Source organism: Psychrobacillus sp. FSL H8-0510 (assembly GCF_038008345.1).
Lineage (GTDB): Bacteria > Bacillota > Bacilli > Bacillales_A > Planococcaceae > Psychrobacillus > Psychrobacillus psychrotolerans.
This window is the reverse complement of the sequence record NZ_JBBOYZ010000003.1, coordinates 121,211-136,948: the sequence shown is the minus strand read 5'-3', so window position 1 is coordinate 136,948 and position 15,738 is coordinate 121,211. Positions and strand designations below refer to the sequence as shown.

General features: G+C 33.9%; 12 protein-coding genes. 7 read left to right on the top strand and 5 right to left on the bottom strand.

Annotated elements, in window-relative coordinates; translation table 11 throughout:
* Positions 1-255: 255 nt before the first annotated feature.
* The 5 genes from MHI40_RS22805 to MHI40_RS22785 form a co-directional block, all read right to left on the bottom strand.
* A complete protein-coding gene (locus MHI40_RS22805) occupies positions 256-909 on the bottom strand; it encodes a hypothetical protein (protein ID WP_340765893.1) in 654 nt (217 codons plus the stop codon).
* A complete protein-coding gene (locus MHI40_RS22800) occupies positions 902-2,539 on the bottom strand; it encodes a tyrosine-type recombinase/integrase (protein ID WP_340765892.1) in 1,638 nt (545 codons plus the stop codon). The genes MHI40_RS22805 and MHI40_RS22800 overlap by 8 nt, the downstream gene beginning before the upstream one ends.
* Positions 2,540-2,563: 24 nt before the next feature.
* Positions 2,564-5,719: a hypothetical protein gene (locus tag MHI40_RS22795; RefSeq protein ID WP_340765891.1), complete on the bottom strand. Its 3,156-nt coding sequence runs from the start codon at positions 5,717-5,719 to the stop codon at positions 2,564-2,566.
* Between the two features lie 15 nt (positions 5,720-5,734).
* Positions 5,735-6,970 (bottom strand): hypothetical protein, encoded by a 1,236-nt coding sequence (locus MHI40_RS22790; RefSeq protein ID WP_340765890.1) that lies wholly within the window; start codon positions 6,968-6,970, stop codon positions 5,735-5,737.
* Between the two features lie 204 nt (positions 6,971-7,174).
* Positions 7,175-7,666: an ATP-dependent DNA ligase gene (locus MHI40_RS22785; RefSeq protein WP_340765889.1), complete on the bottom strand. Its 492-nt coding sequence runs from the start codon at positions 7,664-7,666 to the stop codon at positions 7,175-7,177.
* A 136-nt stretch (positions 7,667-7,802) separates the two neighbouring features.
* On the opposite strand from MHI40_RS22785, the gene MHI40_RS22780 reads away from it, so the two are divergent.
* The 7 genes from MHI40_RS22780 to MHI40_RS22750 all read left to right on the top strand — a co-directional run bounded on the left by MHI40_RS22780 (position 7,803) and on the right by MHI40_RS22750 (position 15,733).
* A complete protein-coding gene (locus MHI40_RS22780; RefSeq protein WP_340765887.1) occupies positions 7,803-8,024 on the top strand; it encodes a transcriptional regulator in 222 nt (73 codons plus the stop codon).
* Positions 8,021-8,398, top strand: coding sequence for a YolD-like family protein (locus MHI40_RS22775; protein ID WP_340765885.1), 378 nt, complete (start codon positions 8,021-8,023; stop codon positions 8,396-8,398). Before MHI40_RS22780 ends, MHI40_RS22775 begins: the two co-directional genes overlap by 4 nt.
* Positions 8,399-8,604: 206 nt before the next feature.
* On the top strand, positions 8,605-8,976 hold the full coding sequence (locus tag MHI40_RS22770) for a hypothetical protein (protein WP_340765884.1): 372 nt from the start codon (positions 8,605-8,607) through the stop codon (positions 8,974-8,976).
* A gap of 75 nt (positions 8,977-9,051) precedes the next feature.
* Positions 9,052-9,372, top strand: a complete 321-nt coding sequence (locus tag MHI40_RS22765; RefSeq protein ID WP_340765882.1) for a PrgI family mobile element protein — start codon at positions 9,052-9,054, stop codon at positions 9,370-9,372.
* A 12-nt stretch (positions 9,373-9,384) separates the two neighbouring features.
* Positions 9,385-10,287, top strand: a complete 903-nt coding sequence (locus MHI40_RS22760) for a hypothetical protein (RefSeq protein ID WP_340765881.1) — start codon at positions 9,385-9,387, stop codon at positions 10,285-10,287.
* Positions 10,253-12,334: a VirB4 family type IV secretion system protein gene (locus tag MHI40_RS22755; RefSeq protein ID WP_340765879.1), complete on the top strand. Its 2,082-nt coding sequence runs from the start codon at positions 10,253-10,255 to the stop codon at positions 12,332-12,334. Before MHI40_RS22760 ends, MHI40_RS22755 begins: the two co-directional genes overlap by 35 nt.
* A gap of 27 nt (positions 12,335-12,361) precedes the next feature.
* Entirely contained in the window at positions 12,362-15,733 is a 3,372-nt protein-coding gene (locus MHI40_RS22750; RefSeq protein WP_340765878.1) for a type IV secretion system protein, read from the top strand.
* Positions 15,734-15,738: the final 5 nt, after the last annotated feature.

Here is a 15,738-nt window from a genome sequence, read left to right as displayed (position 1 = left end):
AATTCGGATGGCCTTTTTCTATTGGTTTTTCGGCAATTGATACAAAAAAATCGGTATATTATTCTTGTTATATTTTGTTTCAATACGAGAGTTTTTGCTCGACGTTTCTTTTATTTTTTTCTGACAGTTAACGTTTAATCGCTTCATCATTGGTTGCAATTTTCGTTTTCGTAGTCTTGGAGTTTTCAAAATCCTATTTTGCTTTTTCTATCCTTTTTAGACATGGCTGATTATGAAGTGTAAAATTTAAAGTATTTATTCTTCTTCAAATAAGTGTGGGAACATAACAGAAAGACTTTTTTTCATATCCCCTTCATTAGAAACCATTGTGTTAAAATCATTCTCTACTAAAGTAGTATGAAGAACATTTGTATTACCACTAAACTGCACTAAATTTTCTTGAATTCCCTTTTGCTCTCTAAGATGTGAAAAACCACTAACAATAACTAAATTTTTATATAAATTTTCATAATGACTTGCCTTTTGTTGGACTAATATAAGTTCTTCTTTCTGCTTTTCTATAATGTTAGATATCTTTTCTTCATTTGCTTGAATTTGCTTGAATGAAGATAGTTCTGAGTATAACTGTCGAAACATTCGTTCGAAATAGGATAGTTCTTGAATAATCTTTAAATTATTGTTTTTATGTTTTTCGAAAATTTCTTCGATATTCGGAAAGTAAACATTTTCAGAGTCTAGGGTTGTTGGAAAAATTAAAGGTTTATTAAGTTCAATAATAAAATCTTCGATTCTTCGCTTCCAGGTTTGTCTTCCAATACCTGTTTCGTCCTGCAGAAATTGAAAAGTGATTTTTTTACCATGATGTTTATGTTTAATTGCTAGTGCCATTTCTTTTAATTTTTCATCTGTAACCTTTTTGGGAGCCCCAGGGTTTTTTTTCTTATTCATCTTCTCTATAACTCCTAATCCAAGCTTCAACTGTCGCTCTTTGATCCATAAACTTAGTTAGTTGAGATGAAGCTGTATTTAATTTAAGTTGAGCTGATTCTTGATGCCTTAAACTCTGGAAGTCATAATACATATTTTTACTTAAAGAAAACATCATATCAGTTAGTTCCTTAGTATTTCTTTGAAGAGAATTCGAATAATCAGTTAACCATTTTAGACCGTCAGAAATGTCATTTATTGCGGGCTTGAAAATATAGTAGGAGTTGCATATTCTGCACTCTCCAGCACAATTATCTGGAAAATCAGTGTTAGTACAGAATCCGTAATCCACTTTTCTGTATTTCATTAATTCTTCTTCTTCATACATAAGACCCTTATCATATAAATATCGTGTAGTGTTTGTCATTTTACTACCTATGGTTTGTTCAATATTTTGCTCAAGCTTTTTCTGAGCAAGTAAATAGACTTGAGACTGTACAAAGTGATCTACGTGAGAATAATAACTAAATTGCATTTCTAAATCTTCATGACCAGCCATACGTGCAATTGAAAGCATATTAAACCCTTGTAAAAACATATTCATTATTGCAAAGTGCCTTGTATCTCCATAATTAACTCTATCTATAGATTCATTTTTAACTATCTCAGTGTAAAAATCATCTAATATTCGTTGCAAATACTTATCTGTTAATCTGTTTTTAGTTCCTAGTCTTTGGCTTGAACTTTTATTAGGATATGGAAGGAATTTAACGTATAAATCATATGGGAGCAAATAGTCTGTTTCTATATTTTCTTTATCTATTATCTGAATGTATTGTAATATGATCTCATATACTTCTTGGTTAATTTGAATAGTATCAGATACCTCAATTTTGAATGGGGAATCTTCTTTCTTTTTTTCTCTTGGAAGTTTGATCCAAAAACTTCCATCATCTTTTTTTTCAATGCAATTTTTTTTTAGCTTTAAGAATTCAATAACTCTCATTGGAAGGATATTTGTTAGTTTCCACCAAATTAAAATTGGATAAAATCTAATTTGATTCTCAGGATTTACATTCTCATAGAAATTTCTAATAGCATCATCGAAAGCTAGTACATCAGGGAAACAGGGAAGACTACGATTTGTTCTAACTGGCTTTTTTATTTGATTACAAATTTTAATTACTTCTACGGATAATGAATGTTCATAAAACGTCATAAACCGTTTTATGTTTTGAGCCATTTCATATGATACTAATGGGGTTTGAGAAATTAACAAAGATTCCAAGGCATCTAAATTCTCAAATTTATTTGTTGCAATAATAACTTTTTTTAAGTGAATGAGATATGTACGGCAAGAACCGATGGACACTCCAGTCATTCTTTTAAGAAGAATAAAACCTTTAAGTGCTTTATTGAGTTCCCAATACATCTCAATATCAAATTTAAAAATTATATCACGATCTTTGTTTTCGTCATAAATCAACCAATTGATATCCTCGTACTTATTAGCCTTAATCAGTGAATTTTCTTTTAAAAAGGCAAAATATTTTTTTAACTCTTCCTCTGTAATCTTAATATGAGTTATATTTTCCACTTTTTTTAATGTGTTGTTCTCTGATATTTTTCCTAAGTTAATTATGACCTGCATTAAATATCACATCCTTTACCTTTTTTAGAAAACTCTAATTTGCAAAACTTGCTTACGGACTTTAGGTAAATCTATAAAAGTTTGGATATATTCTTGGCCATAAACAGAAATTGCTTCGTTTAAAAGTAATAGATAAATTTTTAAAAAATGACTATCTCTTTCAATTATTGTTGAATATTTTGTAGATTCAATTGATGCTATTAGTTGTTCTATTTCTACCTTTATGTGAATAATTGCATACACTTGAGGAATAAAATATTCGCATGAGAAGCAAGATTTCAAGTGTGGATTCTTGCAATCCGGAGAAGTTAGACATTGACCATTCGCATTACGGGAAGGCATTTCACCCTTAAAAATTGCATTAATCAGTCTTTTAATCTCAATTTGATCTAATCCACTGAGAAATTTTAATATATAATCACGTTTTTTCTCCATTAGTCTAAGAAATGTGGCCCACTCCTCAATTTGAGATGGATTGAATTCATTTCTTAAATCCTTTATTAAATCAGTTCTTATATCTATAGGCTGATTCAAGTTCGTATCTTCTAACATCAATTTTATCAATGTATTATATATCCATCCAAAATGCCCTCTATTGAACAAATTTAAAGAAATATTCCCAAGGGAACCGTCAAAATTTGTTGCTTTAACATATACGGCAGTTGAACTTTCCTGTTTATGTGAGCGTGTTTGTTGTGTGTAAGCTAAGGCGAGTTCAGGATCGGGAGAATCATCAACAATACTATTGAAAAGATAGGTCATGGTAGAACGGTTCATAACTAGGCTTTTGAAGTCTTTTAATAGAGTGTTATGCCTGAAAAAATTCAGATGTTGATTGTTTGGTGTACGTGCTTTTAAATCATTTGAAATTAAAGTTTGAAGTAAATAATTATCTCCTGAACGACGTCGATGCAACTCATTGATAATAAATGCATATCCAGCCGGTAAAATGAAATCGAAGGGAACTAAAAAGGTAAGGAGTTTGTTTGTCTTAGATGTGCTTAAAAATCTAGTTGCTAAATAAACTTGATTAATTACACTTTGGGCTTGTTCAATTGATAGATTATTTGACAGAAACCATTCCAATCCGTCAATTTCAAATGTTTCAATTTCTATCTCAAAAAGATTGTTTACAATATCTGTTGCTCTCCATGTGTCCATTAAATGCATAATTGTAAATAGCCACATGTTAGCGATATATCTATTTTTTATAGAATCTTGTATGTTTTGTTCTAAATTCTTAGCATAGTTCAGGTATTCTAAATAGATTTCTGGAGTGTATATTTCTTTTCCATCATTTTCGCTATGGCTTCTAGATGAAGGGGAGATGATAAAACTCTTTTTATTTTCAAAACCTAGGACACCATAAACGTACTGAAAAAACCAGTTTGCTAATATACGAATAGTATAGGGATATGAAACATTAGAAAGTATTTCTAGAATGACGTCTTCACTTATTAAAAAACTCTCATCAGGTAAGTTGACAATTACTGTTTTAAAACATTTTTTGGCTCGGGAACACTCTGTTTTAATATGACTAATATGACCACCTAAGGATGAGATTCTAATTGTAATGTATTCTAGAAAGTACTTTTTTGTTTTAATAAGATGATTTGGTACATAGGTATTATTAATATCTAATAGTAACTGATTCATCAATGAGTTTTTACTTAGAGGGACCGCTTTATGTTTGATGGTATTACTCGTAACGGGTAACATTGATAAATCCTTAAGTTCTTTAAATGCTATAAGATCTTCATGAGTAATGTAATACTTGTTAGCTTCCTTAAATACGTTTGGAAAACTTCCTTTATGTATATATTTGTTTACAGTTGCTGCTGTTTTGAAACCTAGGAAAGAAGCTGCTTCAACTGCATTGTATAAGTTCTTCATTTTTTCAGTGTACATATGCAAGTTCTCCTGACTAACTGCCTTGCCATTAACTTTATGAACAAAGTAATCAATAGGAATCCCGAGCTCGTTTTTTTGGATAAGCTTATGTACCTTGCTAACAGAACAATTTAAATAATTTGATGCTTCCTGAATACTCAAATATCCTTTGGGTATTTGAATTGTTTCTTTTTTTATTCTTAATTTTCTTTTTAATGCCTTTTTTATTTGAATTTTATTATGAGAATCAAACATTTCTTCTACTTCACTTATCGGCAAGTACCAGCAACGTAACCAAAGGATATTGCCAGGAAATTTATTGTCAACTATCCAATTTCCAATCGTAGAGCTACTGACACCCAAAATGGATTTAGCCTTCTCAGTAGATACGTATTTCTCATTTAAGTTATTAGTAAACTCTTCGTATTTAATAACAGCACTTTCACTTACTAAATAAATACTATTTTTTCCACTTATTTTTTTATAATCTGTAAATCTACCTTGTCGAATCCAACGATTTGCTTCCATTTGTTCGATCTTAAAGTGTTCCGCAATCATTTTGGTACTAAAATATCCTTTTGGAATGGTTTCATTTTGTGAGTAATGAATAATCCACTCATTTTCTTTAATAAATAAATTGTAATTTTCTTTAGATATTAGGAATTTATTTCCTATTAAACTCACTTGTAAGTTTTCTGGATTCAATAAATTAATTAATTTTTTCTTTGAAAGCTCTAAATGAAGCGATATTTTTTCGATACTAAGCATTTGTTTTTCTGCATCTAATTTTTCTTTTAAAGAAAAAACCGAAAGTCTGTCTACAAATATATCCCTCTGCCACTTAAGTAAATCAGAAACTATTCCTTTATCCCTCCATCTATTGAATGTATTTTTTGAAATTCCTAATAAGTTTATTGCCTCTTTAGAAGTCATATAATTATTTTCTATTTCAATTATTTTCTTAACAAAGTGCAATACAGAAGACTCTGGAATTCTATAAGAATCTTTAGAATTAACTGGAGTATTAAGGAAACAATTTTGAACAATCCATCTATTGATAGTTGCACGTGAGACATTAAAAAGTTCAGCCAATATCTCAACAGTATAAAAACCTTTTTGATGTATTTTCTTATAAAAATGTGTGTATCTATCTAGCATTGATTCAGTAATTATAGTGTCATTTAAATTGTCTACTGAATTTTTTATTCCATTTTTTTTTATCCAAAGATGAAGTATTTCTTCCGGAGTATTTAGATAATGAGCAGCCTCTATTAGTGTGAGTTTTTCCATTGTCTTTCACCACTCTTATTTTTTATTTTCTTCTACAAGTCGGGGAATATAGCTCCCATGCATATTATTTAGACGTTCTTCAATTTTTTTTGTAATTCTTGTTGTTCCTTTCAAATACGTTAACGAAGAGATAAGTGAACTATCTCCCCTTGGTACAGCTATTTCATAAGGATTCTTTGCGTATTCAGCAAGCATATTACTGAAAATACCTCTCCCAATATGAGTAGACCATTTATTAATATTTAAATGATGAGCTAATAACTTATCGTTAATATTGTTACTGTTTTTTAGGCACAAAATAAATTGTTTTTTTACTTTTTGGAAATATTGACGATAACTTTTTGCTGACATTGCATTTCCATCACGATTTACAAATAATGCACCTGATTTACTAGTATAGAGAGAAAGATGATCGTCGTATAATTGATTGAACCAATTTTGTAAAACAATAACATTTTGTTTTCTTTCTTTTTTTACATAGTTTGAACCATTTGTATCCTTAAGGTCGGTACGAAACATATTTTCTTTTAAATCAACAAGGACTGAATCTCCATTTAATTTATATTTTATTGAGCTCCGTTTTACATTTACTACTTCACCAACTCTCAAGCCTCCGAATATTTGAAGATACAAGCCTAGGACGATGGGTTTTGCTACTAAACAAGCAATTTCAAATAGTAATGGCAAATGTTCTAAAGGGAAAGTATGTTCAATGTTTTTACTTGTAAGATTGGGATAAATAACGTTACTAAATGGTGAGATTTGTATTATTTTTCCTTCAGTATTGGTGTAACTATTTAGAAATGTAGAGGTTACATTAGGGAGGCAATTGTTTTTTGAGAGGTAATTATATAGTAAGGTTAATGTTCTTTCTTTATCCTTAATTGTTTCTCTTGACCTTCCTTCTTCAGTCAGGGAATTGAGATACTTTTCTCCATGTATTATATTTAAACTTTTAATAGAGTTTATTTTCAAAGTATTTTTATTTTGGATTATATAATTCAAGAAAGAAGTAACGTTTAGTGCGTGCTTACGTTGAGTGTTGTAAGATGAAAATTTCCAATTTGAAAAAATAAAATCAGTCAAGGGATGAATAACTTCAAGTTGCGAGTTTTTATTTTGTAAACATATAAACGCAATTTGTTTCTTATCAATGCTGTTTTTAGAGTTACTTTTATTCCAATCAATCCATATACTATCCGCTCTAAATTTAAAATTTGATGTATTCAACAGATATAAATTTGAATCCAAAGTTGTATTCTCCTTCAGTGCAATATTTACTTAATTATCCCTCAATTCGGACAATTAGTACAGTACATAATATAATGGTTATATATAAATGCTATATTTTATATAAATAACATACGTACACTATTTTTATTTTTGATTTTATTAATATCTCTTATAGCTATAAGAATTTATGTATTTATATATGTCCATATCTATTATGTTCAATTATATGTAGATAATAGCGACGACTCCCTCCATGTTATTTTCCTTCATTAGATTAAAAACCGCTTCTCCCTCTGTGTGAATGTATGGAACTAAGTTAATGCATGGAGAATCTATGTTAGCTAATACTTCAGTAAGTAGTGCTTTTCTTTCTTCTAGAGGATACCTTGTTATCATTTCACTTTTATAGGTAATAATATCAAAGGCCATATAAATTATTTCTTGTACTTTATTCCCACTAAAACGGGACATAACTGCTTCAAAATCATCCGGTGTTTCTGTGCCAGGAGCTATTAGTTCTCCATCAAGTAAAACTTGAGTACCTGAAAATAGGAGTTCTGGAAAACGGTTCGTTGTTATGGTTCCATGACGTGTATAAGAGTAGTCATTCCCTACTAATAGCCTAATTCCATTATATTTTGGCTCGAAAATTGTCCCATCTTCCGTTGTTGCTTTTTCTTGGTATTCCAGTAGCATAGGCTTCACGATTTTCATAAGATATTTCACCTCACCTCTATTGTTTCCAACTTAAAAATTACAATTCACTAAGTAAATGAGTAAAATTAGAAATATTTAATTGCTGTAAAATAGAACATATGTTTCTATAATGAATAAGAAGGAGGGAATAAATGTGCGTGCAAATATTTTAAAGTCGATGCAGTTTAACCAAATATCTGAAATGATTTACATGAAAGAAAGCGGGGAAATCAGCAAACGAAGGGTAAAATTAATAAGTGCAAGAGAGAATACATTCAGAGCCTATTGCTTTCTTCGAAAGACCACAAGGACTTTTAAAATAGAAAGTGTACTGGCAGTTGTTCCTGTATCCGATAGGGAGCGTGTGGTAGTGTGATACAAAAAAATGGATGGAATCAAAAAGAAACTTCAAAATATGTAAAGGATGTTAGAAGAAACGTAAAGTGGAAAACCGCGATGATGTTACCAGAACACGTTGTTATGCTTAGAGAATATGGTACGGAAATAAAGAGAGAACCTAAACCTGATTTGAATGAATGGAATTTTGAAGCGATACAAGACAACCTTCAATTAGCTATGCGTTCAAAAGCTGATACGAAAGTAAAACTGTGGAGAGATGGACAGTTCTCCTATAACAGAGGAACTGTTGAAGGGATTGATATAAAGAGAAGAACATTAGAGCTGCAAGATCCCTTTTATTTGTTTTCCATTAAGTTAGATGAAATAGTAGATGTAACGATAATGGATTAGAATAAGGAAATATAATTACCGTCTTTAATAAAATGTGTTGCAACTTTATATGATTTTCGCTAAGATAAAGTTAATTCAATAAGAGAACGAATGGGAATACCCCACTCTATACATGAACACACGTCTAAGACGTGTATGTTTTCGTGTGTAGGGTGGGGTTTTTCGTCGTTGTTGAAGAACACCATTAATCGATAGGAGGTCAACGCATGAAAAGAAAGTTAAAAGGTCTTGTAGCTGGAGCATCGGCGCTTTTGTTTACTGCATTTATAGGCGCAAAAAATACATTAGCAGCCTCTGGAAAAGTAACAGATGCATTCAGTACAGCTGGTATTAAAAAAACAGGGGATATGTCCGGTTTTTTTGCTGACTTAAATGGTATTGTCGTTGCAGTCATGACAGTAGGGGCGTTTTGGTGTATTACCTGGCTTATTGTTGCTGGTATGAAATTAGCAGGCAGTAACGGTAATCCTCAAAAACGTAATGAGGGAATCGGCGCACTATTCATGGTGTTATGTGGACTGTTTATAATTTATAAATCATTCGACATCGCAGCGTGGGCAACTGGAATTGGTAGCTAATGTTCTACTTTAGCTAAAGCACCTTCCTCTTTTGAGAAGGTGCTTTTTCTTCATAACAACAGGAGGTTTGAGTTTATGCGATTAGAAAAAGTACCAGTTGATATGTCTAGCGAACAAAAAGAAATTATGGGAATTCTATCGAAACGTCAATTAGGCTATTTGGTCGGTGGAGGTGTCATTTTATACGCTTATATTCCGTTTATCTTTAAGTTAATGTTTCCACTAGGGTGGTTATTTGCTTTCATTTTTTCGCTAATTACAGCTTTTCCGGTATTAGCGATTGTTGGATTCTTTGGTTTTTTAAAAGTATCTAAATTAAATATGAACAGAGATGCCTATTTTCTTATAAAACTGACCAAAAAGTCTCAATATGGTTCGTGGCGAAAAGGATTTTAAGGAGGAAACGGTATGACAGATATTTTAGTATTCGCCGCGCTCGGATTAGGAATATATGTGTTTTATAAAATCATGATGAAAGAGCCGATTATTCCAGGGCGTGGAAAAAAGAAAGTTACCACCAATGAACAACAGTTCAACAATCAAATGAAAAATAGTAATAAGAAAAAGAATGTAGTAGTGGACCCGTTAGCAGAAGATGAAGCTGCTCCGTTCGGAGAGTTATTTCCAGAGGTTCTAGACATCGATAATCATATGGTGCATTTAGAAAATAACCAGTTTGTCATGATAGCCGAAGTAGAACCAGTTAACTACTATTTGTTAGACCAAAGTGAACAAAATGGGATAGATGCTATTTTTGAAACATGGTTAGCTCAAATAAATTACCATGTTCGCGTTTACTTACAAAATAGATATGTAGATTTAACAGATCCTATCAACGAGATTCAAAAAAATATGGACTTAGAAGATGATATGGACCCTTTGGCAAAACAGTTTGGTGAAAATATGATTCAGTCTTTGAGAAGTTGGCAAAATGCTCAACCACGATATGAAACAAAGCGTTACATATTATTTGACTATCAAGTAGATCCAAAAGAAATCAAAGCAGACGACCAAGAGGATTTACAAGAACGAATTCTAGATAAAGCTTTTAATGAGTTACACCGTCGTGTGAATACAGCTAAATCCCAGTTACGAAAAGCGAATATGAAAGTGCAATTACTTTCTACGGATGGTATTTCGGAGGTGCTCTACTACGCATTTAACCGTAAAAAAGCTGTGAAAAATCGATATAGAGATATTGAAGGACAAGAAATGCATTCTCTCTATGTAACAGCAGACCAATCAGCTGAGCAAATTGTTCGAGTGAAAGGAGAAATTGAAATTGTTCAAAAAGAAAACCAAACAGTTTAAAGCTGAAGAAGTGCTGGAAGTCGAAGAAGTAATTAGAGAAGATGAACTTCAGATAAACATGAAGCCTAACATGTGGGATACTTTTTCACCCGATGGATTGAAAATAAGTGGAATATCCGATGATTACGGAGTTATTAAACAATCATTAGGAAGTAAAACCTTCTTCCGTCCATTTTACATACCACGAGACGGCTATCCTCGAAAAATGATGACTACGTGGATGAATAGTATAACGGCTAGTGGAGAAGTCGATATGATGGTGGACATTCATAAAATTGGTAAAAATGATGCCATCCGTATGCTCCAAAGACAAAACACCATCATTAAAGCAGCTTTACAAGCACAGTTAAAACGGGGTAATCAAGATTCTATCATGGATCTTCAAACAAAGATTGCTGATACAGAAATATTGATGGAGGAAATTCAATTTGGTGAAAATGATTCCTACTTGGTTTCTACCAAAGGAATGATTTATGAAGAGACGGAAAGAGGTTTAGATAAATATACGGAATCGTTAGAGGATGAATTAGCATCTAAATTTTTCAAGTTGACTTCGACTTGGGGAAGAATAAAAAAAGGATTCCGCTCGAATACTCCACTTGCATTCAATGAAATTAAAGATTCTCTTCGTAACCTAGACCGACGTTCTTTAACTACTTTTGCCTTCTTTATAAGTGGGAGCGGTAAATTTAATGGCGGTATACCAATTGGAATTAATCGAAATACAGGACAAAAAGAGTTTTATAATGCTTTCGGAACGGATGAATCTCGTCCAGAGAATTACAATATGGCCATATTCGGTGTATCGGGTTCTGGAAAATCTTTAGCTATGAAATTGTTATTAGCTCGTGAGACAACAGGACTAGGGGTATACTCTCGCTTAATTGATGTAGAGGGAGAGTTTACTAGAATCGTAAAACGCTTAGGTGGAATAAATGTAAGTTTATCAGAAGAAAGTAATATTGTTATTAATCCATTAGCTATCAATCTGTCGAGCATACCTTATGATCCAGAAGATGAAGAATTAGAATTATTGGAAATAGACGATAAGCGAGAAATAATTGAAAAGAATGGCAAAAGATTTATTTCTTTCGTGCCACTTCGAGAAAAAATTAATGAAGCAACGGAGTTTTTTGATATTGTATGTCGAGGGAAAAATCAAGAAGATGATGGGTTATCGGTATATGAGCGGAACTATATTGAAGAAGCTTTGAAATATTTATTCGGACCGGATGGCTTTAATTTCACGACACACCCATCTTCGTTATTTGAAGAAAAACCTCAAATGGTAGATGGAATGCTTATTCAATCCAAAGTACGTAAACCAGAGCCGACCTTAAGCGATGTTTATAACTATTTGATTACGCATTATAAAGAAGAATACACTGCTAAGCGTTTAATCGCTGCTATCCGTCCTTTTTTACGAGACGGTTCCAAACCTATTTTTGACGGACAAACATATTTAGGAAGTAATCAATCCATAGATTTACATTCTGCTAGATTAGTTAATTTTAATATTTCTCAGATGGAAGAAGGTTTTTTACGTCCAATCGCTTATCACGTTATCTTGAATTATGTATGGGAGTATTTCGTAAAAAATGCGGATAATGCCCACATGAAAAAAATAGTATATGCCGATGAGTTTTGGACGATGGTCGATAATGATCAGACCGTTTCATTTGCAGAAAAAGTTGCTAGAAGAGCAAGAAAAAGGAATTCAGGCTTCAGAATCGCATCCCAAGATTTTGTGCGAATACTCGAATCGAAGAAAGCTCGTGGGGTACTGCAAAATACACATACGTTCTTCTTCTTGCGTCAAAACAAAATTGATTTAAAGCTAATTGAAGAAAACTTTGATTTATCTAAAGGGGAGATTAATATCCTTTTCCAAAATCCAGATAAAGGAGAAGGAATATTACGTCAAGGTCGTTCATCCGTATGGTTGCAGACAGATCCTACACAAGATGAGATTGAATTTATTGAAAGTAATATGGCGGTATTAGAAGAAACAAGACAGAAACGTGCATTTACAAAACAAATGGTATAAGAAATAAGTAAGAAAGGAGGCATCTAAATGGGTGAATTCTTTGGGGGAGTAGCAGATAAGATCATTAGCATCTTTGAATCCCTAATCACATGGATGTTTAAAAGCTTATTAGAACCATTTTTAGGTTTAGCTCATTTAAAAGACTTGATTTTCGGCACTAAAGGTGGCGATTTAATATGGGGAACATTTCAACCAACGGATCTTACAGGTGCACTCGTGCCAACTTTCTATTCAATGGCAACATTGGCGGGATTTGCATTCGTAATATTTATCGTCATTTATGGGATGCGATTAGCGGATGCGAGTAGAAATCCGCTACAACGGAATGAATTAATCTCCTTTGTAACTGATTTGGTGATGGTGTGTTTAGTATTGTTCAACCTTCCGCTATTGTACGACATACTATTTACTATCAATCAAGGAATAGTAAACCTCTTTAGTGGGGCATACGAAAGTAACCTTGATAAGTTAACCCTTGGTGACTCCTTAGATGGAGAAGACGAGGGTGGTAATGGAGTATCGGACTTAATTGGTCAAATAGCTGTTCAATTAGTTCTATTAGGTCTGAGTATATGGGCAAATTTCTACTACTTTATGAGAAAAGTTACATTAATTCTCTTAATGGCTCTTGGTCCTTTAATGATGGTATTTTACTTAAACCAACGTTTTAGAGGAATGACTGGAGCCTGGTTCAAAGAATTGGTGGGTTCCATATTCGTCCAGTCTATTCATAGTTTAGTATTTTGGGTGATTGCAGCAATTTCCGCATCAAGTGATGGTTTAATAGAAACTGTTATCGTCTATGCTATCTTTATTCCAGTTTCAGAGGGACTGAGAAACCTAATAGGCATGGGTGGTGGAATGCAAGGTAACCTATCTAAAGCAGGAGCTATGATGGGGATAGGGGCACTTTCTGGAATGTACGGCGTAGCCAAAGGTATCACAGGAGGACAAGGTGTTGTAGGAGCGCTTAAAAATGGTTATAACGGCATTAAAGGAAAAGGCGGAAACGGTAATGGTGCAGAAGGTACAAGTGGTTCAGATACATCGGACGACACATCTTCTATGCTGAAAAATCATGGTGCTGAAGCCGGAACGGATGCAGGCACTACTGAAAAAGCCGAAAAAATGTTACAACGTGGAGACTTTTTCAGTAAAGGTGGAAAAGCAGTCCATGGTATGGCTGGTTCGATTGCAGGTATGGGATTAGGCCCTGTCGGTTCTATTGCTGGGGCTACTGCAGGTTCTGCAGTCGGTGGAGTAGTAGGGGGTATAACTGGGAGAGCCGGTTCAGCAGCATTGTCAGGATTAGCGGCAATACCAGGACAATTTAAAAAAGGTCGTGAAGCAGGGCTAGATAAAATGAATGCTCGAAATGCTGACCTAGAGGATAATTTAGCAAATCAAATGGCCGACCATGAGTCGATTGCTTGGGCTAAAGACAATAAAGAATCTGTCATGAGTAATCTACAAGAAAGGTTTCCAGATGCTTCACCGCAAGAATTGGAATCTAAATTTAACGATATTCAATCTGCTCAACGACAAAAGTTTCATCAAGGAGCCAAAAACTCCATTGCATCAATGAAACAAAATGGAGAAAACATGGCAAGTGGTCAGAGTATGGTCAATGCTTCTTCTCAGGCAATGGCTGACCAATGGGGTAAAGATAATCAAGCAAGTTTCTTTGCGGATTATGATCAAAACAATGGGAGAAAAACGGGTGAATCACAACAAGATTATCAAGCCCGTCGAATGTCTGCATTTAATGAGAAAAAGAGCGGTGTTCAATCTGCCTTTGCACAGGCGGGTCAAGAATATGTGAAACAAAATGCAGTTGATGGAAATGAGCCAATAGCGAAAGACAAGTTCCATGAACATATGAGTTCAGCGGTAGGAGGAATGCAAGGTTTAGGAAACGTATCTAATCTTTCGTCTGCAGGTAAACAAGCGGTAGATCATGTGACCGGAGCGAGTATCTTAGCCTCAAATGGAAAGCCGAATACTCCGTTTGTTGTTGGAAGTCTAGCTAACGCAAAAACTAATCAAATGAAAGAAGCTTTTGTCGCTCAACAACAATCAGCTGGCATCAGTGTAGATTCTGCTGAGAGGGATTGGGACAATAATCATAAAGCGAGTGTTCATGCGCAAAACGTACAAAGTGCTCAAAGTACACTGTCTCAAGCTTCACAAGGTATTCGATTCCGTGCAAATAGCGATTCAATAGGAGTAAAATTAGAAGATAAAACAGTTGGAGTCATTGCGGGTGTAGGAGCAGCTACGGGCATTACGAGTATAGCCAGTGTTGCTAAATCGATGGGGCAAGGATCTGTAGCAGGATTTCAATCTAGTGATGCACAAGGTTTCGGAGGCAAGGTTGTTTCTGCAATACAAGGTGGGTATTCCGAAGGAGTTCAACAATCTGCTGAATTACAAGGCGGTATGGTACAAGCACAGAAAAACTTCCAAAATTCACTAGGGTATGCAGGTGGAGTCATGATGGGAGCAAAAGGTTACCGTATGGGTGCAACAGCAGCAGCTAAATTCGCTTCACCATATCAACGACAAACACAAGAAGCTATCCAGACACCGAGTGAAGTTATCCAAATGGCAAGAACAGTAACCGATCCAAATGGAAATCAACAGATTGCACCAGGAGCAATTAGACAAGTGATTACTCCTAATGAATCTTATATCGAGGTACAGACAAAAGGTGGTTCTACAGAGATTGTTTCTCGAAAAGGTTCTGGACATAGTAAGTTGAAAAGTGGAGAAGTAGTTTATCAAGATTTATCCGTCATGAACGATTCTCTTGTACCTGTTCAATCAAAAGGTAGTCAATCGTCAACTTATCGCTTAGATAGTGGTGGTGCAAGAATTCCTTCTCACGTAGAAGTGGCACAAGATCCTTCGTCTTTATTAAGTAGTACGCTTTTAGGTTCTAAAAAAGCTGCTCCAGTTCAAAAACAACAAGTTCCTATATTCAATCAAAAAGTGGATAGCGGTAACTTTAAAGTAGAAGAAATAAAAGCACAAGGTCTTTCTAATCCTAGAGTAGTGGTAGAGAAAAACAGACAGTTTGTAACGGCTGAAAAAGACGGTATATCATACAGGGTTTCTCCTGTATTTGCAGGAGATTCACGTTTAGGCTCTTCTCAAACCATCGAAATACCTGTTCAAGCAGATGGTGCTAGATTAGCAGTGAAAAATTCTGTTCCAAATTCAGATGTAGGGGCTCTTACTTCATCTAACCAAGCCTATTATTCGTCTAGATCAGTAGAAGGTCTGATAATCAGTGTCGAAGATATGATGGATTCTAAGCATATGGAACATGCAAGTCAATCAGCTGAAAAACGAAGATATCTAGATCAAGTTAGAAGAAAACAAGGATTGTTGGGGTGAGATTG

Excerpts from the sequence above, each read along its gene's own strand:
- MHI40_RS22805 (WP_340765893.1), bottom strand. The coding sequence starts at position 909 with ATGAATAAGAAAAAAAACCCTGGGGCTCCCAAAAAGGTTACAGATGAA.
- MHI40_RS22800 (WP_340765892.1), bottom strand. The coding sequence starts at position 2,539 with ATGCAGGTCATAATTAACTTAGGAAAAATATCAGAGAACAACACATTA.
- MHI40_RS22795 (WP_340765891.1), bottom strand. The coding sequence starts at position 5,719 with ATGGAAAAACTCACACTAATAGAGGCTGCTCATTATCTAAATACTCCG.
- MHI40_RS22785 (WP_340765889.1), bottom strand. The coding sequence starts at position 7,666 with ATGAAAATCGTGAAGCCTATGCTACTGGAATACCAAGAAAAAGCAACA.
- MHI40_RS22770 (WP_340765884.1), top strand. The coding sequence starts at position 8,605 with ATGAAAAGAAAGTTAAAAGGTCTTGTAGCTGGAGCATCGGCGCTTTTG.
- MHI40_RS22765 (WP_340765882.1), top strand. The coding sequence starts at position 9,052 with ATGCGATTAGAAAAAGTACCAGTTGATATGTCTAGCGAACAAAAAGAA.
- MHI40_RS22760 (WP_340765881.1), top strand. The coding sequence starts at position 9,385 with ATGACAGATATTTTAGTATTCGCCGCGCTCGGATTAGGAATATATGTG.
- MHI40_RS22750 (WP_340765878.1), top strand. The coding sequence starts at position 12,362 with ATGGGTGAATTCTTTGGGGGAGTAGCAGATAAGATCATTAGCATCTTT.